This is a genomic window from Mycobacterium sp. IDUB_39, assembly GCF_055419205.1.
Map to the genome: position 1 here is coordinate 1 of NZ_JBVAXF010000016.1, position 23082 is coordinate 23082.

The window sequence follows — 23082 nt, forward strand, 5'->3', positions numbered from 1 at the left end:
TCGAAATCACGCCCCGCCCCAGGGCGACGGCGCACTACGGCCTCCACACCCCTTGACTCGACCTACAGCCAGCTAGATTGTGGGAGACGGCCGGGAGGTATGGATGCAGCAGCGAGGATTCGGTGACCTCGAGGCAACTGTCATGGAACGGGTGTGGGACCGCGAGGCCGGCGTGACCGTTCGCCAGGTCTTCGAAGAGCTGGCCGACACACGTCAGATCGCCTACACGACCGTGCTCTCGACGCTGGACAACCTGCACCGCAAGGGCTGGGTGAGGCGGGAACGAGAGGGCAAGGCGTACCGGTACTGGCCGATGATGACGCGGGAGGAGCGCTCGGCCAACCTGATGCGCGCGGCGTTCAGCGATGGCGGCGACCGCGAGGCGGTCCTCGCGTTCTTCGTCGAGCAGATGACCGCCGAGGAGTCCGCTCAGTTGAAGGCGGCACTTCGGGTGAAAGCGGCACCGCGCCATTCCGACAGCCACAAGAGGCGTCGATGACAACCGCCGCCTACCTGTTGCTCTACGCGGCCATGGTGACGTGGTTGTCACCGCCGCTGCTGGCCCGACTCACTCGCCGTGGCATGAGCCCGCGACTCGGTGTCGCCGCGTGGTTGACGGCCATCGTCGGCGCACTGCTCGCATGGACGGCGGCGATCACGCTCATCGTCGTGGCGGGTCTGCGCGGGCTTGAGGGGTCCTCGGCAGTGGTGCTGTGCCTGGAACTTCTTGGCATGCCCGAACGAGAGGCGACACCGGGACGGTTGAGTCTGGCGGTTCTCATCATCGCGGGCCTGGTGATCTCGGCGGTCGTGACGGTGAAGGTGAGTAGATCGGTTCTGGGCTCGCGGTCGCTGAGTCGAGATCACGCTCATGCCGCCCGAATCATCGGAGTGCCCACCGGTCGGCCCGACGTCTTCGTGGTGCCCGCCGCGCGGCCGGCCGCGTACTGCGTTGTGGGCCGGCCGAATGCCATCGTGGTCACCACGGCGGCCATGGAGGCGCTCGACGACTCGCAGCTCGCGGCGGTGCTCGCGCATGAGGACGCCCACATCTCCGGGCGACATCACCACGTCGTGATGGTGTTGCGCGCGCTCGCCGGCAGCCTGACGCGTCTGCCGCTGTTCACACGCGGCGCCGCGGCGGTCACCGAACTGTTGGAGATGTGTGCCGATGACGCGGCGGTCCGTCGTCACGGCACGACATCCCTCGTGGCGGGGATGGTCATGCTGGCCGGACCACTACCGCTGCGCGCCGGAGGTCTTGCGGTCGCTGCCACTGCGGTGGCCGCGCGCGCCAACCGACTGCTGGACCCGGTGCACAGCGGGACGCGATGGTGTCACCAGGCGTTGGTGGCGGCCACGATGACCGTGACGGTCACCGCACCCATCGTCATCAATGTGGTCTGTCACCACTGATCTCGCTACACCGTGGCGTTGCCCTGACGCCACTGCTCCCACGGGATGTTCCAGTCGCCGAGGCCGTCGGTTCCAGACAGGGTGGACCCGACGGTGTTGATGACCTCGACGATGTCACCGCGTCTGGTGTTGTCGAAGAACCACCGGGCGTTATCGGGACTGACGTTGAGGCATCCGTGGCTGACGTTGGCGCGACCCTGGCTGCCGACCGACCACGGCGCTGAGTGGACATAGATCCCGCTGTAGGACATCTGGGTGGCCCAGTTGACCTCGGTGCGGTATCCATCGGGGGAGTTCACCGGCACGCCGTAGGTCGAGGAGTCCATGACGAGGAACGAGGACCGGTCGCCGATGATGTAGGTGCCGTTATCGGTGGGAGTCTTGTTCTTGCCCATCGAGATCGGCATCTGCTTGACCACGTCCCCATTCACTCGGACAGTCATTGTCTTGGTGGCGTCGTCGGCGGTCGCGATGACCTCATCGCCGATCGTGAAGCGGCTCGTGACGTCGTCCTGACCGAATAGGCCGTCACCGAGATGAGCGCCGTAGGTCTTGACCGCAACCTCGACTGTTGTTCCGGGCTTCCAGTACTGCGCTGGGCGCCATCGGACTTCGCGGTTGTTCAGCCAGTAGAAGGCGCCCTCGACCGCAGGTGTGGTCGTGACCGTGATCGCCTGCTGGGCCGCGAGGCGGTCGGGGATGTTCTCGTCGAAACGCACAGCAATGGGCTGTCCGACGCCGACGACCGCGCCGTCGGTGGGAACCACGTAGGGCATCGTCAGGTTCTCCGGCGAATGCGTTTCGAACGTGGCGCTGGTGTGAGTCACACCGGCCAGACCCGACGCCTCGGCGTTCAGGGTGTACTCCCGGTTGTAGCCAAGCGGTTCCGCGGAGCGCCACGTGACGCCATCGGCGCTCAGCTCGCCCCTGACCTCGCGGCCCTCCTCGTTGACGAGGCTCACTGCGCCAAGCACACCCCCGCCTGCGCTGACGGTGACTGGCGACTCGACGGGGACACCGATGGCACCGTCGGTGACCGACGTCTGCAACTCGGGGATGAGCAGATCGTCGTAGGGGGTGCCCTTGTCGACGATGGACTGGGGTTCCGACGGCGGCGGGGTCGTAGCGGTTCCGCACGAATTCAGGCCCAGCACCACGACGGTGATCGTCATCAGTGCCGCCGTCGTCCACCAGATGCCGCGTCGGCGCCGGATCGCCGAGGGGTGGCCAAGCCTCATGAGAGTCATCCCGTCGCTCGCCGAACACCAGTTGCGCTACCATCCTACGTAGTCACTACGTAGATGCAGGTCCGGCGCACCGCACACCGACACGAGCTTGGGAGAGAACTCTTGCTGGGAACACGTACCGGCCGGACGCTGCTGACAGTGGTCGCGATCGCCGTCATCGCTGCGATCACGGTTTTTCTCCTCGTGAGCCGAGGCGATTCCGACACGACCGGCGAGCCGTCGGCAGACTCGGCACCCGGGCAGGTGGTCCGTGAGAACAGTCATCGACTGAACGACGCTCCCGACGCTGCCGTGACGTTCGTCGAGTTCCTGGACTTCGAGTGTGAGGGATGCCGGGCGGCGTATCCGATCGTCGAACAGCTGCGCGCCGAGTACGGCGATCGCGTCGAGTTCGTCCTGCGCTACTTTCCGCTGGGTGGGCACTTCAACGGCGAGCGCGCCGCGCGTGCGGTGGAGGCCGCCGCGCAGCAGGGGCAGCTCGAGCCGATGTATCACAAGATGTATGAGACTCAGGCGCAGTGGGGGGAGAAGCGCACGCCGGCCGACGACGTGTTCCGCGGCTTCGCGTCAGAATTGGGCCTGGACATGGCGGCGTTCGACGAGGCGTACAACGACCCCGCCACACTGCAGCGCATCCGACTCGACATCAATGACGGCGAGGCGCTCGGCGTACAGGGCACCCCGACGTTCTTCGTCAACGGCGAGCAGGTGCCGGTGCAGAGTCCCGACGATCTCCGCAATGCGATTGAGAACGCGCTTCAATAACGTCGACACGCGTCATCGAACAGGCTCGAGCAGCGACAACCGTGCTACGACTACGGGGTAGGCCCGTGGATTCGCGCGGTGTCGCAGTCGAAGTGGGGTGCCAGGCAATGCTCGTGCGTCTGCTCGCAGTGCTTTCCAGCATGGTGGTCCTGCTGATCGGCAGTGCGACAGTGCAACCCGTCGCGAGCGCGGCATGTGCTGCTTCCGACACCCAATGTGGGCTGCGCGAGCGCATCGCGGAGGCCGAGCAGTACGTCGCGACGCGGCCCGGCACCGTTGGATTCGTTTTGCGCGATCGCGTGACGGGTGCCAAGTACCGCAGCGCTCATGCCGCCACCCCGATCTGGACGGCGTCGACGATCAAGCTGGCGATGGTCGCCGACCTGCTCACCCGCGAGCGGGCGGGTGCGATTCGGCTCAGCGACGCCGACCGACGCCTCATGGTCGCGATGCTGCAGAAATCGGATAACGCGGCAACCGACACGCTGTGGGCGCGCTACGGCGGAACCGATGGCGTGTTCAACGCGAACTTCCCGCGCTATGGGATGCCAAATGTGCGTCCTGTGCCCGGATTTGGCGATGTGTTCCCCTATTGGGGATTTCAGAAGGCCACGGCCGATGACTTCGATGGGCTGATGAACTACGTGTTGACCGGTTTGGCGCCGGCCGACGCCGCCGCGGTGGTGGCGGAGATGCAGCGAGTCGACGGTCAGCAGCAATGGGGGGTCTGGGGCGCAGGCGCTGCCATGGCGCCCGGCAACAAGAACGGCTGGTCGCAGGAAGAGGGTGGTTGGGTGGTCAACACCGTGGGCTTCGCCGGGCCCGCCCAGCGCTACACCTTGGCCGTGATGAATGCGCTCGGCGATGAGGGTGGCTACGACGACGGTGTCACCACCACTACGCAACTCAGCCGGATCCTGCTCGCTGGAAGTTAGTGCCGCGAGCCGTACGTCGGGGTATTGATTGACTTTTCACCACCCTCGGGCTTCTAATGGTCAGCGCGCAGAGGTCCTGCGGTAGCAGCGGGTTGCACGATGAGAGCGAGGTGAGCGGCACATGCCGGACGACAGTATGAACGGACGGAGTGGGGCCGCCCTCGCGGAATCTGCCCGTCCGGGTCCACGTTGACCTTGGCCTAGGAGTCGATCGACACACATGTCGATCGAACCTCGGACTCTGATTTCCAGCCGCACACCCCCGAACTAGTGGGGGAGGTCGCGGCGTCACCACACATCCTCGGCCGGTGCGGTCGGCGCACCCCTGACGTGTGCGCCTACGCCCAGTTGCGGGCGAAATCTGTCTACCTCAACATGATTGGAGCACTGTCATGCCCACGTTGACCAAACGATCCGAAACCACCCGTCGGGCGCCGAATCTGGAACGGCAGGCGATCTGGTTCACGGTCGCCTTGTATCTGCTCATAAGTGCTGGACTGCTCGCGATGCACTACGCCCACCCGCAGCGCGAGGTCGGCTCCTCGTCGAACTCACCGGCGCACTCGACATACGGCCAGTAGGCGGCCGATCTCACCGTCACACCTGGAGGACATCTCATGCAAACACCAGTGACCACTGGCCGATTCGACACCGACGTGCTGCGGCGGGTCTGGATTCAGTTGCCGGCATCCGATGCGGACGCGGCATCAGAACTGCGGGGGCGTCTTGGCGTCGACTTCGCAGCGGCACGGAGCCGAGTCTGGGAGACCGACAACTTCATCTACCTGCCGGTGGTGGTGAACTTCAAACGCGGCGACACCATCGACCGTACGACGATCGTGTTCGCCCTCGGCGCCGAGATTGTGGTGACACTGCAGCCCAAGGGGCACTTCACGCCGTTCGACAAGGCCATCGCCAAGATGCGGCGCACCCCAGATCTGACGGCCTCCCCGCATGGGGTGATGTACGCGCTGTTGTGGGCGCTCAATGAGGCGTCCGAGCGGGTCATCGACTACGCAAGTGACGCGGTCGAGGCGATGAACGACGACATCGAGTCGGCGACTCAGGGCCATGACGGCCGCGGGCGTGAGATTGGCGTGATGGACATGCGCGACACGATGGCGCGAATGAACGGCGCCGAGGAGATCGTGTCACGCACACAGGAGACACAGTTGTCGCTGGCGCGGGCCGCCCGCCACCTGATCGCTGAAACACCCGGAAAAACAAGCGATCTCGACGATCTGATCAACATCCTGATCGCCGATATCGACGGAGTGAAACAGCACGCCAGTTTCGAGCACGACAAGCTGCGCTATCTGCAGCAGTCCGTGATGACCTGGCTCAATGTCAAGCAGAATCAGATCGTGAAGGTTTTCACCATCATCACCGCGGTGTTCCTGCCGCCCACGCTGATCGCCACCTTTTACGGCATGAACTTCACCTGGATGCCGGAACTGGAATGGCAGCACGGGTTCCTCGCGACGACGCTGATGACGCTTGTCGCGGCGTTGATTCCGCTGGCCTACATCAAGCAGAAGGGATGGCTGCGGTGATCCCGCCCGGCCTGACTGTCGGTGGTTGGATCGTCGGCAGATTGACCCACGTATAGACACATGCGCATGTTGCTATGTATTGTGAGTCGCGTCTGGTTCCTTGGCTGACACGGGAAGGCGGCCACAGCATGGAGATTGCAGCGCTGACGCTCTACGGGGTGTTCATCGTCCTCGGGTTCGGGTGGCGGAGCTATCGGCAGTGGCGCCGGACGGGATCGACCGGGATGCGCGGGATCCACGGCAGGCCAGGATCATTGGAATGGCTGGCAGGGGTGGGTTTCGTCGCGGCGATGGCGATCGGCGTGCTGGCGCCGGTCCTCCAACTGACGGGAGTGCTGTCCCCGATCGGCGTTCTCGATCATCGCGCGGTAGGCCTGGCGGGTGCTGCCGCGGCGATTCTGGGTATCGCGGCGACGCTGTGGGCGCAGGAGTCGATGGGTGACTCGTGGCGCATCGGCGTCGATCGAGGCGAGACGACGCAGCTGGTTGAGCGGGGCGTGTTCGCGATCGTTCGCAACCCCATCTTCACCGCCATGCTGGTGTTCGGCGTCGGCGTGACACTCATGGCCCCGAATGCACTGGCACTGGCGGGTTTCGGCCTATTGCTCCTGGCCATCGAGGTGCAAGTGCGCATTGTCGAGGAGCCATATCTGCGCGCCACGCACGGACAGCGCTACGGCGACTACATGCAGCGCGTTGGACGCTTCATTCCGGGTGCTGGGCGGGTGTTTGCACAGCCTTGACCGTCGCGGCTGTGTCGGTGCCCGGTTTCTCCGATGGGCGCTTCTGCCACGGCCACGTGCCCGTCATCTCCAACTGCAGCGAGAAGCTCAGGAACGTTCGGATGAGCACGATGCCCGCCAGCACGGCGACGCTCTGTGCGTCGGGAGCCGCCACGGTCCGGATGATGTCGGCGGCCACCAGAAACTCCAGGCCGAGCAGGATCGCCCGGCCGAGTTGTCGCCGGAAGTACTCGTAGGCGTCGACGCGGTGCCTGCGCACCCACGTCAGCGCGAGCGCGACGATGGCACCGACCGCGATGACGGCGACACCGATGGCGTCAATGGCCGTGCCGGTCACATCGATGAACTCAGCGACCGACATCGGAAACCCCTAGGTGCCGGTGTAGGTCTCGGGATCCGGCCGGAACCGGGTGCCGTCGTCGAGTGCGTTGAGCGCCTCCATGTGCGACGCGGACAGCTCGAAGTCGAACACGTCGACGTTCTCCGCGATGCGCTCGGGCTTGGAGGAACGGGGGATCACCACGTTGCCCAGCTGGATGCTCCAGCGGATCAGGGTCTGCGCGGGCGTCTTGCCGTACTCACCGGCGACCGAGACCACGGTGGGGTTCTCCACCAGCCTGCCGACCCCGAGCGGCCCGTAGGCCTCGGTGACGATGCCGTGCTCGGCATTGACCGCACGCAGGTCCGCCTGATTCAGCAGCGGATGCAGCTCGATCTGGTTCACCGCGGGGACGAAGAACGACAGGTCGATGACGTTGGAGAGATCCTCGGGGGTGAAGTTGGCTACGCCAATCGACCTGGTGTGGCCGACCTCGCGGGCCTTCATCATTCCGCCCCAGCTGTCGACGTACTTGCCGGGATCGCCGGCCGGCCAATGGATGAGGTACAGGTCGACGTAGTCCAGGCCCAGGCGTTCCACGCTCGCCTCGCACGCGTCGCGCGACGACTTGAAGCCCTGGTTCTCAGTGGCGAGCTTCGTGGTGACGAAGATCTCGGCGCGCGGGACACCCGAGGCGGCGATGGCACGGCCCACGGCCGCCTCGTTGCCGTACGCGGCTGCGGTGTCGATCAACCGGACACCGATTTCCAGCGCCGCGGACACCGCCTGCTCGGTCTGCGCCTCGGACAGTTCACCCACGCCGATGCCGAGCACGGGGATCGTGTTCTCGTCATTGAGTGAGACGTTGGGGATGGATGCCACCGAGCTCATGTCACCTAGCCTGTGAAGTTGAAGGTTCGCGGATCGGGCCCCTGTCGAGTGCCGTCCTCCAGCGCCGCGATGGACGATATGCCCTGCTCGCTTCGCTCAAAGTCGAACACGTCGAAGTCACTCACAATCCTGTCGGGGTTCACCGATGTCAGAATGACGATATTACCGAGCTGGTTACCCCACCTAATCATGACCTGTGCTGGGGTTTTGATGTGGTAGCCACACCGAGGCAGGCATGCGCCCGGCCCTTTTCGCATCACGGCAGAAGTGGGTGCAGCTCAACCTGATTGATGGCCAGACGATATCCTCGGCGTCGATCGGCCCTGTGCGGATGCTCGGGGTCGAAGTTGCTGGCGCGGCCGCGCGGTCGGCGTCCCCGCGAGGTGTCCGCCAAAAACCCGCCCGATGCCGGGGATCGAATTACCGTCGTTGAGCGTGACCGAGGGAGTCGAGGGATCAACCATGACGTCGAGTCAGCCAGCAGCAAGCCAACCCGGGAAAGTGTCGGCGCCTGTCGCCGATCCCGGCGCGGGTCGACCCGGACGGGCCAAGCTGGCCGCCGTGAACGCGGCCAGCGGTGTCATGCTGCCGGTGCTCAAGCGGCTCCCGGATCGGGTCAAGCGGCTGCTGCTGGGTGGACGTGCCGTCACCGTCGACGGCAACACCCTCGACACCACACTGCAGTTGGTGCTCGCCGTGCAGCGGGCTTCCGGAGTCGGTGGCCTGGTGGCCAGCGACGACCTGGCGGTGGCACGCACCCAACTGCGCAAACTCGCCGCGCTCGTCGACTCCAGTGTTGCGGTGGGCGTGCGGAACCTCTCGATACCCGGTCCAGCCGGGGCAATGCGGGCCCGGCACTACACGCCTGTGAATGACGCTCCGGTCGGCAGCCCTGGCGGCCCCGCCCGGCCCGAGCCGCTGTTGGTCTTCTTCCATGGTGGCGGCTTCGTGGTCGGCGACCTCGAGACCCACGACGGCCTGTGCCGACTGATCTGCCGTGATGCGGGAATCCACGTCCTAGCGCTCGACTACCGCCTGGCGCCCGAGCACAAGGCGCCGGCCGCCATCGAGGACTGCTACGCCGCCTACCGCTGGGCCGTTGAACACGCCGCGGAGCTGGGCGCAGACCCGCAGCGGGTGGCCGTCGGCGGCGACAGCGCGGGCGGGAACCTCGCCACCGTGGTGTCGCACCTCGCGCGCGACGACCGGGACCGGGGAGTGCCACTGCCCGCCCTGCAGCTGCTCATCTATCCCGTCACGAACTTCGCGAGCGAAACCCGCTCCAAGGCGCTGTTCGCCGACGGCTTCTTCCTGACCAAGGCCCACATGGACTGGTTTCGGGAGTGCTATCTGAACGGGGCACCGATCGAGGTGTCGGACCCGCGGATCTCGCCGCTGCTGGCCGACGATCTCGCAGGCCTGCCGCCCGCGCTCCTGCTGACCGCGGGCTTCGACCCGCTTCGGGACGAGGGAAACCTGTACGCCGAGGCGCTGACGGCGGCCGGGGTGACGGTCGATCACCGTCAATACGGGTCGATGGTGCACGCGTTCACGAACTTCTCCGCACTCGGCGGCGGCAGCGCGACCGCCACCGCGGACATGGTGTCGGCGCTCAAGGCGCACCTCTGCCGCTGCTGAGTGGGGGTTTCGGAGCGCACTGAGCTCGCCGGTACTCTTGTCCCGTGGCCACCAAACCCAAGAAGCCCCAGAGCTACGACCTCAAGGCTGCGGATCGCAAGCGCAATCTGCTGATCCAGATCGGGCTCACCGCGGTCGTGGTGATTTTCGCGGTCGCTCTCGTCCTCTACATCGTGCTGTCCGGCGAGACCAAGCCGTCGGCCGACGAGGGGCAGGCGATCCGCGTGACCTCCAGCAAGTTGGTCACCAAGGAGGGCACCACCGAACCGAAGGTCGTGCTGGGTCTTTACGAGGACTTCCTCTGCCCGGCCTGTGGCGCACTCGAGCAGCGGTTCGGCCCGACAATCAGCGCGCTGATCGACAGTGGCGCCGTGGCGGCGGATTACCACATGGTGGCCATCCTGGACCGGGCGGCGAACAAGAACTACTCGTCGCGCGCCGGCGCCGCGGCGTACTGCGTCGCCGACGAGTCGAAGGAGGCCTTCCGCCGCTTCCACGCCGCGCTGTACGCGCAGCAGCCCAGCGAAGTCGGAACCTCGTTCCCCACCGATGAGCAGTTGATCGAGACCGCCCGCCAGGCCGGTGCGGCGGGTTCGGTCCCGGCCTGCATCAACAGTGGGCGCTACCTCGACATGGTGGGCGGTCTGGCCAAGGCGACCGGAGTCACCGGGACCCCAACCATCCGGATCAACGGTGAGGACTACAAGTACTCGACGCCCGACGCCCTGGTCGCCAAGATCAAGGAGACGGTCGGTGACCTGCCCGGTATGACCGCCGCTCCGGCCGCGCCGCTGCCCGGTCAGGCACCCGCGGCGCCGTGACCACCACCGCGCCAGATTCCGCTCCCGTCGCCGAACCGTCGGCGTCCGCCGGGGCCACGGCGCGCGTGCGCACCGCGAGCGCGGTGTGGGTCCTCATCGCAGGCGTTCTCGGTCTCGCTGCGTCGCTGGTGTTGACGATCGAGAAGGTCGAACTCCTGATCAACCCGGCCTACGTGCCGTCGTGCAGCATCAATCCCGTGCTGTCCTGCGGGTCGGTGATGGTCACCCCGCAGGCCTCGGCCTTCGGCTTCCCCAACTCGCTGATCGGGATCGTCGCGTTCACCGTCGTTCTGATCACGGGTGTGCTCGCCTTGGCCAAAGTGCCACTGCCGCGGTGGTATTGGGCGGGATTGGCCGCGGGAACGCTGCTCGGCACTGTTTTCGTGCACTGGCTGATCGTGCAGAGCCTCTACCACATCGGCGCGCTGTGCCCGTACTGCATGGTGGTGTGGGCCGTGACCATTCCGCTGCTCGTCGTGACGTCCTCAATCGCCTTTGCGTCATCGGCAGGCAATCGCATCGCGGGCTTCGTTGCGCAGTGGCGATGGTCGTTGGTGGCGCTGTGGTTCACGGCGGTGATCCTGATGATCCTGGTGCGATTCTGGAACTACTGGTCCACACTGCTGTAGCGCCCATCCGTAAGTAACACCCGGGTAACACCGGCGACGTTAGGGTGACCTCGTGATTTCAAAACTCCTGGTGGCCAACCGCGGTGAGATCGCGGTTCGCTCATTCCGGGCGGCCTACGAAATGAACATCGCCACGGTTGCGGTGTATCCGTATGAGGACCGCAATTCGCTGCATCGACTGAAGGCCGACGAGTCCTATCAGATCGGCGAGCCCGGCCATCCGGTACGGGCCTACCTGTCGGTCTCCGAGATCATCCGGGTCGCCAAGCACGCCGGTGCCGACGCGGTGTATCCCGGTTATGGCTTCCTGTCCGAGAATCCGGAGCTGGCGGCGGCGTGCGCGGCCGAGGGAATCACATTCGTCGGGCCCAGTGCCGATGTTCTGGAGTTGACCGGCAACAAGGCGCGCGCGATTGCCGAGGCGCGGGCCGCGGGCCTGCCGGTCCTGGCGTCCTCGGAGCCGTCAGCATCGGTGGACGAGCTGCTTGCCGCGTCGGAGTCAATGACATTCCCGTTGTTCGTCAAGGCGGTGTCCGGCGGTGGTGGCCGCGGGATGCGCCGCGTCGCGGACGCCTCGGGGCTGGCCGAGGCGATCGAGGCGGCAAGCCGGGAGGCCGAGTCGGCATTCGGTGATCCGACGGTGTACCTGGAACAGGCGGTGATCAACCCGCGCCACATCGAGGTGCAGATCCTGGCCGACACGCACGGCAACGTCATCCATCTGTTCGAGCGGGACTGCAGCGTGCAGCGCCGCCATCAGAAGGTCATCGAGCTGGCGCCGGCACCGAACCTGGATCCGGCGGTGCGCGAGAAGATCTGTGCCGACGCGGTGGCGTTCGCCCGTCAGATCAACTACACCTGCGCAGGCACCATCGAGTTCCTGCTCGACGAGCGCGGCCATCACGTCTTCATCGAGTGCAATCCGCGTATCCAGGTCGAGCACACGGTCACCGAGGAGATCACCGACGTCGACCTGGTCTCCAGCCAGCTGCGGATCGCGGCGGGGGAGTCGCTGGCCGATCTCGGACTGAGCCAGGAGTCGGTGCACATCCGTGGCGCGGCAATGCAGTGCCGCATAACCACCGAGGATCCAGCCAACGGATTCCGGCCCGACACCGGACGCATCACCGGATACCGATCCCCGGGCGGGGCGGGTATCCGGCTCGACGGCGGCACGCATCTCGGCGCGGAGATCAGTCCCCACTTCGACTCGATGCTGGTCAAGTTGACCTGTCGCGGCCGTGATTTCGCATCGGCCGCCACCCGGGCGCGCCGTGCGCTGGCAGAGTTCCGCATCCGCGGTGTGTCGACGAACATCCCGTTCCTGCAAGCGGTTCTGGACGATCCCGACTTCGAGGCGGGCCGCGTCACCACCTCATTCATCGATGACCGACCGCAGCTGCTGACGGCGCACACGCCGGCTGACCGCGGTTCGCGCATCCTCAACTACCTGGCCGACGTGACGGTCAACAAGCCGCACGGTGAGCGGCAGGCCGCGGTGTATCCGCATGACAAGCTGCCGCCGGTCGACCTGAAGACGCCGCCGCCCGCGGGCAGCAAGCAGCGGCTCACCGAGCTGGGCCCGGAGGGCTTTGCGGCCTGGCTGCGGGAGTCCCCGGCACTGGGCGTCACCGACACCACATTCCGTGATGCGCACCAGTCGCTGCTGGCGACCCGAGTGCGCTCCAACGGTCTGCTCCTGGTGGCGCCCCACATCGCCAGGATGACACCGCAGCTGCTGTCGGTGGAGTGCTGGGGCGGGGCGACTTACGATGTGGCGCTTCGCTTCCTGAAGGAAGACCCGTGGGACCGGCTGGCCGCGCTGCGCGAGGCGATGCCCAACATCTGCCTGCAGATGCTGTTGCGGGGGCGCAACACCGTCGGCTACACGCCGTACCCGGAGACGGTGACCAAGGCGTTCGTGCAAGAGGCCACCGCAACGGGTATCGACATCTACCGGATCTTCGACGCGCTCAACAACGTGGAGTCGATGCGCCCGGCGATCGACGCGGTCCGGGAGACCGGCACCTCGGTGGCCGAGGTCGCCATGTCCTACACCGGCGACCTGTCCAACCCTGCCGAGAACCTCTACACCCTGGACTACTACCTCAAGCTCGCCGAGCAGATCGTCGACGCCGGCGCTCACGTGCTGGCGATCAAGGACATGGCCGGGCTGCTGCGCCCGCAGGCGGCCACCGCCCTGGTCGGTGCGCTGCGGTCGCGGTTCGACCTGCCCATCCATGTGCACACCCATGACACCCCGGGTGGGCAGTTGGCCACCTACCTGGCGGCGTGGACCGCCGGGGCCAGCGCCGTCGACGGGGCGTCGGCACCGCTGGCGGGCACCACGAGTCAACCCGCGCTGTCGGCGATCGTGGCCGCGACCGCGCATACCGCCTTCGACACCGGCCTGGATCTGAACGCGGTGTGCGATCTGGAGCCGTACTGGGAGGCGCTGCGCAAGGTGTACGCGCCGTTCGAGGCCGGGCTGCCTGCCCCGACCGGGAGGGTGTACTCCCATGAGATCCCCGGCGGGCAGCTGTCCAACCTGCGCACACAGGCCGTCGCGCTGGGGCTCGGCGACAGGTTCGAGGAGATTGAGACCAACTACGCCGCCGCCGACCGGGTGCTGGGCCGGCTGGTCAAGGTCACCCCGTCATCGAAGGTGGTCGGCGATCTCGCGCTGACACTGGTCGGTGCCGGGATCACCGCAGACGAGTTCGCCGCAGACCCGGGACGCGTCGACATCCCCGACAGCGTGATCGGGTTCCTGCGCGGTGAATTGGGGGACCCGCCCGGAGGCTGGCCGGAACCGTTGCGCACCAAGGCACTTGCGGGTCGCGCTCCGTCCAAGCCGGAGACCCCGCTGGCCGCCGAGGACGAGGTGGCGCTTGGCACCGGAGGTCGGCACAGGCAAGAGGTGCTGAATCGGTTGCTGTTCCCCGGCCCGACCAAGGAGTACGAAACCCACCGCGAGCTCTACGGTGACACCTCGCGACTGTCGGCGAACCAGTTCTTCTACGGGCTGCGCCAGGGTGAGGAACACCGCGTGGTGCTGGAACGCGGCGTCGAACTGCTGATCGGTCTGGAAGCCGTGTCCGATGCCGATGAACGCGGTATGCGCACGGTGCTCTGCCTGCTCAACGGTCAGCTGCGCCCAGTTCTGGTCCGCGACCGCAGCATCGCCACCGACATCCCGGTCGCGGAGAAGGCTGACAAGACCAACCCCGACCACATCGCCGCCCCGTTTGCCGGAGTGATCACCGTCGGTGTGGCCGTTGGTGACACGGTGTCCGCCGGACAGACCATCGCCACCATCGAGGCGATGAAGATGGAGGCGGCCATCACCGCGCCCAAGGCGGGCACCGTCGACCGCATCGCGGTCTCGGCCACCGCACAGGTCGAGGGCGGTGACCTGCTGGTGGTGGTCGGTTCGGCGGGCAGGAGCGAAGCGACCGGGGGATCGCACTGACCCGCATCATCGGCGGCGAGTTCGGCGGCAGACGGATCACGGTGCCGCAGCAGCGATCCGGGTCGGGCACCCGCCCCACCACCGACCGGGTCCGCGAGTCGCTGTTCAACGTGCTGACGTCGCGGCTCGACTTCGACGGTTGCCACGTCCTCGATCTGTACGCGGGGTCCGGCGCGCTCGGACTCGAGGCGTTGTCACGTGGCGCGGCGTCGGCGGTCTTCGTCGAGTCCGATCGGCGCGCGGCAGACGCGATCGCCGCGAATGTGTCCTCGCTCGGTGTCCGGGGCGCGTCAGTGCGGCGCGGGTCGGTCGACGCGGTGCTCGCCTCGGCCCCGGCCCGTCCTGTCGACCTCGTGTTCGCCGATCCGCCGTATGAGGTGCCGACGTCCGATGTCGAGGCGGTGATCGCGGCGCTCGGCGCGGGATGGGTAACCGCGGGCGCTGTGGTGGTGCTCGAGAGGCCCGCAGCGTCCGAACCCGTGCAGTGGCCTCAGCGGTGGACTGCCTGGCCGCAACGCCGCTATGGCGACACCCGCGTCGAGTTCGGCGAGTTCGACGCGTAGCCTCCACCACCATGAGTGGCGCGGTATGCCCAGGATCGTTCGACCCGGTGACCCTCGGTCACGTGGACGTCTTCGAGCGGGCGTGTGCCCAGTTCGACGAGGTGATCGTCGCCGTGCTGGTCAATCCCAACAAGAAGGGCATGTTCAGCGCCGATGAGCGCATCGAACTCATCCGCGAGTCGACAGTGCATCTGCCGAATCTGCGGGTCGAGTCCGGTTCCGGGCTGGTCGTGGACTTTGTCAAGCACCACGGTTTCACGGCGATCGTCAAGGGGCTGCGCACCGGCACCGACTTCGAGTACGAGCTGCAGATGGCGCAGATGAACAAGCACGTCGCGGGCGTGGACACCTTCTTCGTCGCGACCACGCCGCAGTTCTCGTTCGTGTCGTCATCGTTGGCCAAGGAGGTCGCGACGTACGGCGGTGACGTGTCCGCGCTGCTGCCGGAGCCCGTGAACGCCCGTCTGCGAGCAAAGATCGCAGACGGCAGCGGTTAGACACCGCGACACACCGACGGTAAAGCCGAGTCACAGGCGTAACACCAGGCACACTGGTATCACCAACTACGCCTGGGAGGGTGTTGCCGTGTACCGAGTATTCGAAGCGCTCGACGAGCTTGGGGCAATTGTCGAGGAAGCTCGTGGCGTGCCGATGACGGCCGGCTGCATGGTGCCCCGCGGTGATGTCCTCGAGCTGCTCGACGACATCAAGGACGCGATCCCCGGCGAACTCGACGATGCCCAGGACGTCCTCGACGCCCGCGACGGCATGCTGCGCGAGGCCAAGGACCACGCCGACAACATGGTGAACAGCGCCACCGCCGAGGCCGACTCCCTGATCAACCACTCACGCGCTGAGGCCGACCGGCTGCTCGCCGATGCCAAGGGGCAGGCCGACCGGATGGTCGCAGAGGCTCGCCAGCACAGCGAGCGGATGGTCGGCGAGGCCCGTGCCGAGGCCGAGCGCATCGCCGCGACCGCCAAGCGTGAGTACGACGCCAGCACCGGCCGCGCGAAGTCCGAGGCCGACCGCCTGATCGAGAACGGCAACCTCTCCTACGAGAAGGCCGTTCAGGAGGGCATCAAGGAGCAGCAGCGCCTGGTGCATCAGACCGAGATCGTGCAAACGGCCACGTTGGAGGCCACCAGGCTCATCGACACCGCCCACGCCGAAGCGGATCGACTGCGTGGCGAGTGCGATATCTACGTCGACAGCAAGCTCGCCGAGTTCGAGGACTACCTCAACGGCACACTGCGCTCGGTAGGTCGGGGGCGGCACCAGTTGCGCACCGCCGCGGGCACTCACGACTACGCACAACGCTGACCGTCAAGGGCAGGTCAGGCGCGGTTCGGGCGGCCAGCGATAGCAGTAGGATTGCGGCCATGGCTGCCACGACTGGACGTAGAGCACGGCGAGGTCCTCGGTCGCCGTTCGTCATCGACACACTGGGTCTGGGCCGTCGCCCCGGATCGATGCAGGAGATTCACGAGACGGTTGGCTCGCCGGTGCGTATTGGGATGCAGCTCATCGCGATTGAACGCGATGCACCCGTCGAACTGGATCTGAGGCTCGAGTCGGTATCGGAGGGTGTGCTGGTCACCGGCACGGTGTCGGCGCCGACAGCGGGCGAGTGCGGCCGGTGCCTGACCCCGGTCACCGGCGACGTCGAGATCGAGCTGACGGAGCTGTACGCCTATCCCGACAGCGTGACGGAGGCGACCACCGAAGCCGACGAGATCGGCCACGTCATCGACGACACCGTCGATCTGGAGCAGCCGATTATCGATGCCATCGGGCTCGCGCTGCCGTTCACGCCGCTGTGCGTGCCGGATTGCCCAGGGCTGTGCGCCGACTGCGGGACGCCGCTGGCTGACGCCGAACCCGATCACCACCACGACAAGATCGATCCACGGTGGGCCAAGTTGTCCGCGATGCTGCCCGATGTGCAGAAGTCGGCGTCGGAGGACGACGGAGCCGGCGCGTGACGGCCGATCGGACTCCGCTGCTCGAAGCGCTCGGCGTGGATCTGCCCGAGGACATCCTGACGGTGGCGCTGACCCACCGCAGCTACGCCTTCGAGCACGGTGGCCTGCCCACCAACGAGCGCATGGAGTTCCTCGGTGACGCGGTCCTCGGGCTGCTCATCGCCGATATCCTCATCCACCGCCACCCCGACAGCCCCGAGGGTGAACTGGCCAAACTGCGCAACAGCATCGTCAACACCCAGGCGCTGGCCAATGTGGGCCGCGGTCTCACCGAGACCGGGCTGGGTTCGTTCCTGCTGCTGGGCCGCGGCGAGGTCGTGACGGGTGGCCACGATAAGGCCAGCATTCTGGCCGACGGCGTCGAGGCACTACTGGGGGCGGTCTACCTGCAACACGGCTTCGACGTGTCGCGCGATGTGGTGCTGCGCCTCTTCAGTGAGCTGCTCGACACGGCGCCCTCCCTGGGTGCCGCCCTGGAGTGGAAGTCGAGCCTGCAGGAACTCGCGGTGGCGCGCGGACTCGGCATGCCCAAGTACGTCGTCACCTCCGACGGACCCGACCACGACCGGGTGTTCACCGCCTCAGTCCTGGTCAACGGCCAGGAGTACGGCACCGGCGTCGGCACCTCCAAGAAGGAGGCGGAGGTCAAGGCAGCCGCGCAGGCGTGGACCGCGTTGGACTCCGAGACTGTGCTGGATTCACAGGCGGCGGGGGATACAGCCCCACCGCCCACCGCCAATGCCTGAGCTGCCCGAGGTCGAGGTGGTGCGGCGCGGCCTGGACACCCACGTCACCGGGCGCAGCATCACGGCGGTCCGGGTCAACCACCTGCGCGCGGTCCGGCGACACGAGGCGGGGCCCGCGGATCTGACCGCACGCCTGCTGGGTGCCGAGATCGTCGGGACCGGGCGGCGCGGAAAGTTCCTGTGGCTCGTTCTCGGTGGTGGCGAGGCGCTTGTGGTGCATCTCGGGATGAGCGGGCAGATGCTGCTGGGTCCGGTCACGCGCACCGAGCACCTTCGCATCGCCACCCTGCTCGATGACGGGACCGCGCTCAGCTTCGTCGACCAGCGCACGTTCGGCGGGTGGATGCTGGCAGATCTCGTCACGGTCGACGGTACCGAGGTCCCGGAGCCGGTCGCGCACATCGCGCGCGATCCGCTCGATCCTCGCTTCGACCGCGACGCGGTGGTGAAGGTGTTGCAGCGCAAGCACTCCGAGATCAAGCGTCAGCTGCTCGACCAGACCGTGGTGTCGGGAATCGGCAACATCTACGCCGACGAGTCACTGTGGCGGGCGCAGGTGAACGGTGCGCGACTGGCCGAGACACTGACCAAGCCGAAGCTGGCGGCCATCCTCGACCACGCGACCGACGTCATGCGGGACGCGTTGGATCAGGGCGGCACGTCGTTCGACTCGCTCTACGTCAACGTCAACGGCGAGTCGGGATACTTCGACCGGTCACTCGATGCGTACGGCCGTGAGGGTGAGCCGTGTCGACGATGCGGCGCGGCGATACGACGCGAGAAGTTCATGAACCGGTCGTCGTACTACTGCCCGAAATGCCAGCCGAGGCCGCGTCGTTGAAACCAACGCGTCGTTGACACCAACCCGTCGTTGAAACCAAGCAGTGCGCGAGCAGAGGAGACACATGACCGAACTGTGGGTCGAGCGGACGGGGGTGCGCCGCTACACCGGGCGTAGCTCGCGCGGCGCCGAGGTACTGATCGGATCCGAGGACGTCGAGGGTGTCTTCACCCCCGGCGAGCTGCTCAAGATCGCGTTGGCCGCGTGCAGCGGGATGGCCAGCGACAGTCCCCTGCGGACCAGGCTGGGTGACGACTACCAGACCACCATCCGGGTGTCCGGCCCCGCCGACCGGGAGCAGGAGCGCTATCCGCACCTCGAGGAGACCCTGGTGGTCGACCTGTCCGGGCTCAGCGACGCCGAGGTGGCCAAGTTGAGAGTCGTCGTCGAACGCTCGATCGACAAGGTGTGCACCGTGGGGCGCACGCTGAAGTCGGGGACCGAGGTGAGCTTCAAGGTCGCCCATGAGCCGCACGCCTGACGATCCCGATGAGGTCGTCCGGCTGAGCGCGTGGGTGCACGGCCACGTGCAGGGTGTGGGTTTCCGCTGGTGGACCAGGTCGCGCGCACTTGAGCTGGGGCTGACCGGTTTCGCCGCGAACTGCTCCGGCGGTCGTGTGCACGTCGTCGCCAGGGGCCCGCGATCGAACTGTCGCCGCCTGCTGGACCTGCTGGAGGGCGGCGGCACGCCTGGCCACGTGGATGTTGTCGTCGCGGACTGGTCCGCCGCAGGTGAGCGGTTCGAGGGCTTCATCGAGAGATGACGGGCGCGGGGGGTGCCCAAAGGTAATGTGGCACCCCATGCATCTCAAGAGTCTGACGCTGAAGGGCTTCAAGTCCTTCGCCTCGCCGACGACTCTGCGCTTCGAACCGGGCATCACCTGCGTCGTGGGACCCAACGGATCGGGAAAGTCCAACGTCGTCGACGCCTTGACGTGGGTCATGGGCGAGCAGGGCGCCAAGACGCTGCGCGGCGGCAAGATGGAGGACGTCATCTTCGCCGGCACGTCATCGCGTGCCCCGCTGGGCCGCGCCGAGGTGACGCTGACGATCGACAACTCCGACAATGCGCTGCCCATCGAGTACTCCGAGGTGTCGATCACGCGCCGGATGTTCCGCGACGGCGCCGGAGAGTACGAGATCAACGGCACGAGTTGCCGGCTGATGGACGTGCAGGAACTGCTGAGTGACTCCGGCATCGGCCGAGAGATGCACGTCATCGTCGGCCAGGGCAAGCTGTCGGAGATCCTTGAGTCGCGCCCCGAGGATCGCCGTGCCTTCATCGAGGAGGCGGCCGGTGTGCTCAAGCACCGCAAGCGCAAGGAAAAGGCGGTCCGCAAGCTCGACTCGATGCAGGCCAACCTCGCCCGGCTCACCGACCTCACCACCGAACTTCGCCGGCAGCTCAAGCCGCTGGGCAGGCAGGCCGAGATGGCCCGGCGGGCCCAGACCATCCAGGCCGACCTGCGTGACGCCCGGCTGCGGCTGGCCGCCGACGACCTGGTGACCCGGCAGTCCGAGTTCGACGACACCAATCAGGCCGAGACCTCGCTGCGGCGCGAGCACGACGAGATCACCACGCGCCTGGAGGCCGCCTCGCTCGAACTCGCCGCACACGAGGAGGCGGTGAACGCTCTGACCGGCCGCGCCGAGTCCGCTCAGCAGACCTGGTTCCGGTTGTCCGCACTGGCCGAGCGGGTCGGTGCGACGGTGCGCATCGCAGCCGACAGGGCGCAGTCATTCGATGCCGACGTCGAGGTCTCCACGGGGGTGGATCCCGACGAGTTGGAGGCCGAGGCCGACGAGGTCGCCGCGCACGAGGAGGAACTCCTCTTCGAGCTCGAGGAGTGCCGCATGCGCCTGGAGGCGGCGCGCGCCGAACTGGCCGAGCGCGAACGTGTCGCTGCCGACGCCGAACGCGCGCACATGGCGGCGGCGCGAGCGGAGGCCGACCGCCGTGAGGGTGTGGCTCGGCTGGCCGGTCAGGTCGACACCATGCGCACGCGCGTCGAGTCGACAGATGAGGGCGTCGCCCGCCTCACGGTGGGCATTGAGGAGGCGGCCTCCCGCGCCCAGACCGCCAAGGCGGAGTTCGAGACCGTCCAGAGTCGCGTCGGGGAACTGGACGCCGGTGAGATGGGTCTCGACGAGCACCACGACCGCTCGGTGACTGCACTGCGACTGGCCGACGAGCGGGTGGCCGAACTGCAGGCGGCCGAACGTGGCGCCGAGCGTCAGGTTGCGTCCCTGCGTGCCAGGATCGACGCGCTGGCCGTCGGTCTGGACCGCCGTGACGGCGCCGCCTGGCTGCAGCAGAATCACGGTGGCGCAGGACTTTTCGGCACTGTGGCCAAACTGGTCCGGGTGCGCACCGGTTACGAGGTCGCGGTGGCCGCGGTATTGGGTACGGCCGCTGACGCGTTGGCCGCCGATGACTCCGGTGCCGCGCGTGCCGCGGTCGCCGCGCTCAAGGAAGCCGACGGCGGCCGGGCGGCGATCGTGCTGGGGGACTGGCCCGAGGACACCGCCGTCCGAGACGGTGACGGTGAACTGCCGGCGGGCGCACTGTGGGCACTTGACCTGGTTGAGACGCCGGCGAGGTTGCGGGGCGCGATCGCTGCCCTGCTCGGCCGCGTCGTCGTGGTCGAGGACCTGGCTGCCGCCTTGGCGCTGGTGACCGCCCGGCCTGCGCTGCGCGCCGTCACCGCCGACGGCGACCTGGTGGGTGCGGGCTGGGTCAACGGCGGATCGGACCGCAAGGTCAGCACCCTGGAGATCGCGTCCGAGATCGACAAGGCGCGCGCCGAGCTCGAAGCCTCCGAGCGTCAGGTCGGCGACCTGTCGGCGGCGCTCTCCGGTGCGCTGGCCGAGCAGTCGGCTCGCCAGGACGCCGCCGAGCAGGCGCTGGCAGCGCTCACCGAGTCCGACGCGGCGATCTCGTCGATCTACGAGACTCTCGGCCGGCTGGGGCAGGAGGCCCGCATCGCCGACGAGGAGTGGCAGCGCCTCATACGTCAGCGTGAGGAGCTGGAGACGGGCCGCGCAGGCACCGTGGAGGAGCTCGTCGAGTTGGAGGAGCGGCTGCACAACGCGCAGCAGGCGCCCACCTTCGAGGCTCAGCCCGACAGTCGTTCGGAGTCGGTGACCGCCGCCGAGGCGGCCCGCGCCACCGAGGTGGAAGCCAGGCTTTCGGTGCGGACTGCCGAGGAGCGCGCGAACGCCGTTCGGGGACGCGCTGATTCGCTGCGCCGCACTGCGGCTGCCGAGCGGGAGTCCCGGCTTCGCGCTCAGCGCGCCAAGCAGGCTCGCGAACAGGCCGCGAAAATGGCCGCAGCCGTGGAGGAGTCGGGCCGGCTGGTGGCGACCAGGCTCGCCGAGGCGGTCGCTGTGTCGTCACGCCGCCGCGATCAGCTGGCCGAGGAGCGCAGGCTGCGCGGCGAGGGGCTGACCCGGGCGCGCACGGAGGTCAACGAACTCGCTGCGCGTATCACCGCGCTGACCGATGCGCTGCACCGCGACGAGGTCGCCAAAGCCCAAGCGGCACTTCGCATCGAGCAGCTCGAGCAGCAGGCGCTCGAGCAGTTCGGCATGGCAGTGGCCGATCTCGTCGCCGAGTACGGACCGGACGTGTCGTTGCCGCCATCGGAACTCGAGATGGCCGAGTACGAGCAGGCCCGCGAACGCGGCGAGCAGGTCACCGCACCCGCGCCGATGCCGTATGACCGGCCGACCCAGGAGCGGCGTGCCAAGAAGGCCGAACGCGAACTCTCCGAACTCGGCCGCGTCAACCCGCTGGCGCTGGAGGAGTTCGCGGCGCTCGAGGAGCGCTACAACTTCCTGTCGACCCAACTCGAGGACGTCAAGGCGGCCCGCAAGGATCTGCTGGATGTCATCGCCGACGTCGATGACCGCATCCTGCAGGTGTTCGCGGAGGCCTATGCCGACGTGGAACGCGAGTTCACCCAGGTGTTCGCCACGCTGTTCCCGGGTGGTGAGGGACGGCTGCTGCTCACCAATCCCGATGACATGCTGACGACCGGCATCGAGGTCGAGGCGCGCCCGCCTGGAAAGAAGATCAAGCGGCTGTCGTTGCTGTCCGGTGGCGAGAAGTCGCTGACCGCGGTGGCGATGCTGGTGGCGATCTTCCGCGCCAGGCCGTCACCCTTCTACGTCATGGACGAGGTCGAGGCCGCCCTCGACGACGTCAACCTGCGCCGCCTGATCAGTCTGTTCGAGCAGCTGCGCGAGGTCTCCCAGCTCATCGTCATCACCCACCAGAAGCCGACGATGGAGATCGCCGACGCGCTGTACGGCGTGACCATGCGTGACGACGGCATCACGACGGTCATCTCGCAGCGGATGCGCGGCCAGGAACTGGTGTCACCGAGCGGCTAACCGGGTCGGGGCCTGCCCAACGTGACGCCACTGCGAAGAATTGGCGGGCAGATTCAAGCGGTGATCGCAACAAACGTGGTCGGGTTGGACAGTAGTCGTTCGAGTTCTTCGGCGGGCGTGCGA

At 67.1% G+C, this 23082-nt stretch carries 23 protein-coding genes and 1 pseudogene; 20 read left to right on the top strand and 4 right to left on the bottom strand.

The annotated features are described in order from the left end of the window. Positions 1 to 103 precede the first annotated feature (103 nt). Both ACZY0X_RS30745 and ACZY0X_RS30750 read left to right on the top strand, forming a co-directional pair. Positions 104 to 499 (top strand): BlaI/MecI/CopY family transcriptional regulator, encoded by a 396-nt coding sequence (locus ACZY0X_RS30745; RefSeq protein WP_463775804.1) that lies wholly within the window; start codon positions 104 to 106, stop codon positions 497 to 499. Then, entirely contained in the window at positions 496 to 1416 is a 921-nt protein-coding gene (locus tag ACZY0X_RS30750; protein WP_463775805.1) for a M56 family metallopeptidase, read from the top strand. Before ACZY0X_RS30745 ends, ACZY0X_RS30750 begins: the two co-directional genes overlap by 4 nt. A 5-nt stretch (positions 1417 to 1421) precedes the next feature. On the opposite strand, the gene ACZY0X_RS30755 is transcribed toward ACZY0X_RS30750, so the two are convergent. Beyond that, positions 1422 to 2654, bottom strand: a complete 1233-nt coding sequence (locus ACZY0X_RS30755; protein ID WP_463775806.1) for a L,D-transpeptidase — start codon at positions 2652 to 2654, stop codon at positions 1422 to 1424. Between the two features lie 111 nt (positions 2655 to 2765). On the opposite strand from ACZY0X_RS30755, the gene ACZY0X_RS30760 reads away from it, so the two are divergent. The 5 genes from ACZY0X_RS30760 (at position 2766) to ACZY0X_RS30780 (ending at position 6659) form a co-directional block, all read left to right on the top strand. Beyond that, a complete protein-coding gene (locus ACZY0X_RS30760; protein WP_463775808.1) occupies positions 2766 to 3428 on the top strand; it encodes a DsbA family protein in 663 nt (220 codons plus the stop codon). 107 nt (positions 3429 to 3535) lie between these two features. Continuing rightward, positions 3536 to 4363, top strand: a complete 828-nt coding sequence (locus ACZY0X_RS30765) for a serine hydrolase (protein ID WP_463775809.1) — start codon at positions 3536 to 3538, stop codon at positions 4361 to 4363. Positions 4364 to 4755: 392 nt separating this feature from the next. Then, on the top strand, positions 4756 to 4944 hold the full coding sequence (locus ACZY0X_RS30770) for a hypothetical protein (RefSeq protein ID WP_241399843.1): 189 nt from the start codon (positions 4756 to 4758) through the stop codon (positions 4942 to 4944). A gap of 36 nt (positions 4945 to 4980) precedes the next feature. Then, positions 4981 to 5916 (top strand): CorA family divalent cation transporter, encoded by a 936-nt coding sequence (locus ACZY0X_RS30775; protein WP_463775810.1) that lies wholly within the window; start codon positions 4981 to 4983, stop codon positions 5914 to 5916. Positions 5917 to 6044: 128 nt separating this feature from the next. Then, on the top strand, positions 6045 to 6659 hold the full coding sequence (locus ACZY0X_RS30780) for a methyltransferase family protein (RefSeq protein ID WP_463775812.1): 615 nt from the start codon (positions 6045 to 6047) through the stop codon (positions 6657 to 6659). Here ACZY0X_RS30780 and ACZY0X_RS30785 read toward each other — a convergent pair. The 3 genes and pseudogenes from ACZY0X_RS30785 to ACZY0X_RS30795 form a co-directional block, all read right to left on the bottom strand. After that, the gene (locus tag ACZY0X_RS30785) at positions 6622 to 7020 is read right to left on the bottom strand and encodes a DUF1622 domain-containing protein (RefSeq protein ID WP_463775813.1); all 399 of its coding nucleotides are present in this window, start codon (positions 7018 to 7020) and stop codon (positions 6622 to 6624) included. The two genes, ACZY0X_RS30780 and ACZY0X_RS30785, sit on opposite strands and share 38 nt — an antisense overlap. Before the next feature lie 9 nt (positions 7021 to 7029). Further along, on the bottom strand, positions 7030 to 7869 hold the full coding sequence (locus ACZY0X_RS30790; protein WP_463775814.1) for an aldo/keto reductase: 840 nt from the start codon (positions 7867 to 7869) through the stop codon (positions 7030 to 7032). A gap of 5 nt (positions 7870 to 7874) precedes the next feature. After that, a pseudogene (locus tag ACZY0X_RS30795) lies at positions 7875 to 8221 on the bottom strand (aldo/keto reductase); the annotation flags it as partial. 110 nt (positions 8222 to 8331) lie between these two features. Between ACZY0X_RS30795 and ACZY0X_RS30800 the strand changes: the two are divergent. The 13 genes from ACZY0X_RS30800 (at position 8332) to smc (ending at position 22959) form a co-directional block, all read left to right on the top strand. Next, on the top strand, positions 8332 to 9507 hold the full coding sequence (locus tag ACZY0X_RS30800) for an alpha/beta hydrolase (protein ID WP_463775830.1): 1176 nt from the start codon (positions 8332 to 8334) through the stop codon (positions 9505 to 9507). A gap of 44 nt (positions 9508 to 9551) precedes the next feature. Beyond that, entirely contained in the window at positions 9552 to 10328 is a 777-nt protein-coding gene (locus ACZY0X_RS30805; RefSeq protein WP_463775816.1) for a DsbA family protein, read from the top strand. Continuing rightward, positions 10325 to 10957, top strand: coding sequence for a vitamin K epoxide reductase family protein (locus ACZY0X_RS30810; protein WP_463775817.1), 633 nt, complete (start codon positions 10325 to 10327; stop codon positions 10955 to 10957). The genes ACZY0X_RS30805 and ACZY0X_RS30810 overlap by 4 nt, the downstream gene beginning before the upstream one ends. Positions 10958 to 11009: 52 nt before the next feature. Further along, complete coding sequence (locus ACZY0X_RS30815; RefSeq protein ID WP_463775819.1) at positions 11010 to 14429, top strand: pyruvate carboxylase; 3420 nt, start codon at positions 11010 to 11012, stop codon at positions 14427 to 14429. Beyond that, positions 14426 to 14992: a 16S rRNA (guanine(966)-N(2))-methyltransferase RsmD gene (gene rsmD / locus ACZY0X_RS30820; RefSeq protein ID WP_463775832.1), complete on the top strand. Its 567-nt coding sequence runs from the start codon at positions 14426 to 14428 to the stop codon at positions 14990 to 14992. The genes ACZY0X_RS30815 and rsmD overlap by 4 nt, the downstream gene beginning before the upstream one ends. 11 nt (positions 14993 to 15003) lie before the next feature. Further along, complete coding sequence (gene coaD, locus ACZY0X_RS30825; RefSeq protein WP_463775821.1) at positions 15004 to 15489, top strand: pantetheine-phosphate adenylyltransferase; 486 nt, start codon at positions 15004 to 15006, stop codon at positions 15487 to 15489. Between the two features lie 88 nt (positions 15490 to 15577). Continuing rightward, positions 15578 to 16315 carry a cell division protein SepIVA gene (gene sepIVA, locus ACZY0X_RS30830; RefSeq protein ID WP_463775822.1) on the top strand — a complete coding sequence of 246 codons (738 nt, stop codon included), beginning with the start codon at positions 15578 to 15580 and terminating at the stop codon, positions 16313 to 16315. A gap of 59 nt (positions 16316 to 16374) precedes the next feature. Further along, a complete protein-coding gene (locus ACZY0X_RS30835) occupies positions 16375 to 16977 on the top strand; it encodes a YceD family protein (protein WP_463775823.1) in 603 nt (200 codons plus the stop codon). Beyond that, positions 16974 to 17723: a ribonuclease III gene (gene rnc / locus ACZY0X_RS30840; RefSeq protein ID WP_463775824.1), complete on the top strand. Its 750-nt coding sequence runs from the start codon at positions 16974 to 16976 to the stop codon at positions 17721 to 17723. The genes ACZY0X_RS30835 and rnc overlap by 4 nt, the downstream gene beginning before the upstream one ends. Beyond that, a complete protein-coding gene (gene mutM, locus ACZY0X_RS30845) occupies positions 17716 to 18564 on the top strand; it encodes a bifunctional DNA-formamidopyrimidine glycosylase/DNA-(apurinic or apyrimidinic site) lyase (protein ID WP_463775825.1) in 849 nt (282 codons plus the stop codon). The genes rnc and mutM overlap by 8 nt, the downstream gene beginning before the upstream one ends. A 64-nt stretch (positions 18565 to 18628) precedes the next feature. Next, positions 18629 to 19045 carry an OsmC family protein gene (locus ACZY0X_RS30850; RefSeq protein WP_463775826.1) on the top strand — a complete coding sequence of 139 codons (417 nt, stop codon included), beginning with the start codon at positions 18629 to 18631 and terminating at the stop codon, positions 19043 to 19045. Continuing rightward, positions 19029 to 19328, top strand: coding sequence for an acylphosphatase (locus ACZY0X_RS30855; protein WP_463775827.1), 300 nt, complete (start codon positions 19029 to 19031; stop codon positions 19326 to 19328). Before ACZY0X_RS30850 ends, ACZY0X_RS30855 begins: the two co-directional genes overlap by 17 nt. A gap of 37 nt (positions 19329 to 19365) precedes the next feature. Continuing rightward, positions 19366 to 22959, top strand: coding sequence for a chromosome segregation protein SMC (gene smc / locus ACZY0X_RS30860; RefSeq protein WP_463775829.1), 3594 nt, complete (start codon positions 19366 to 19368; stop codon positions 22957 to 22959). Positions 22960 to 23082: the final 123 nt, after the last annotated feature.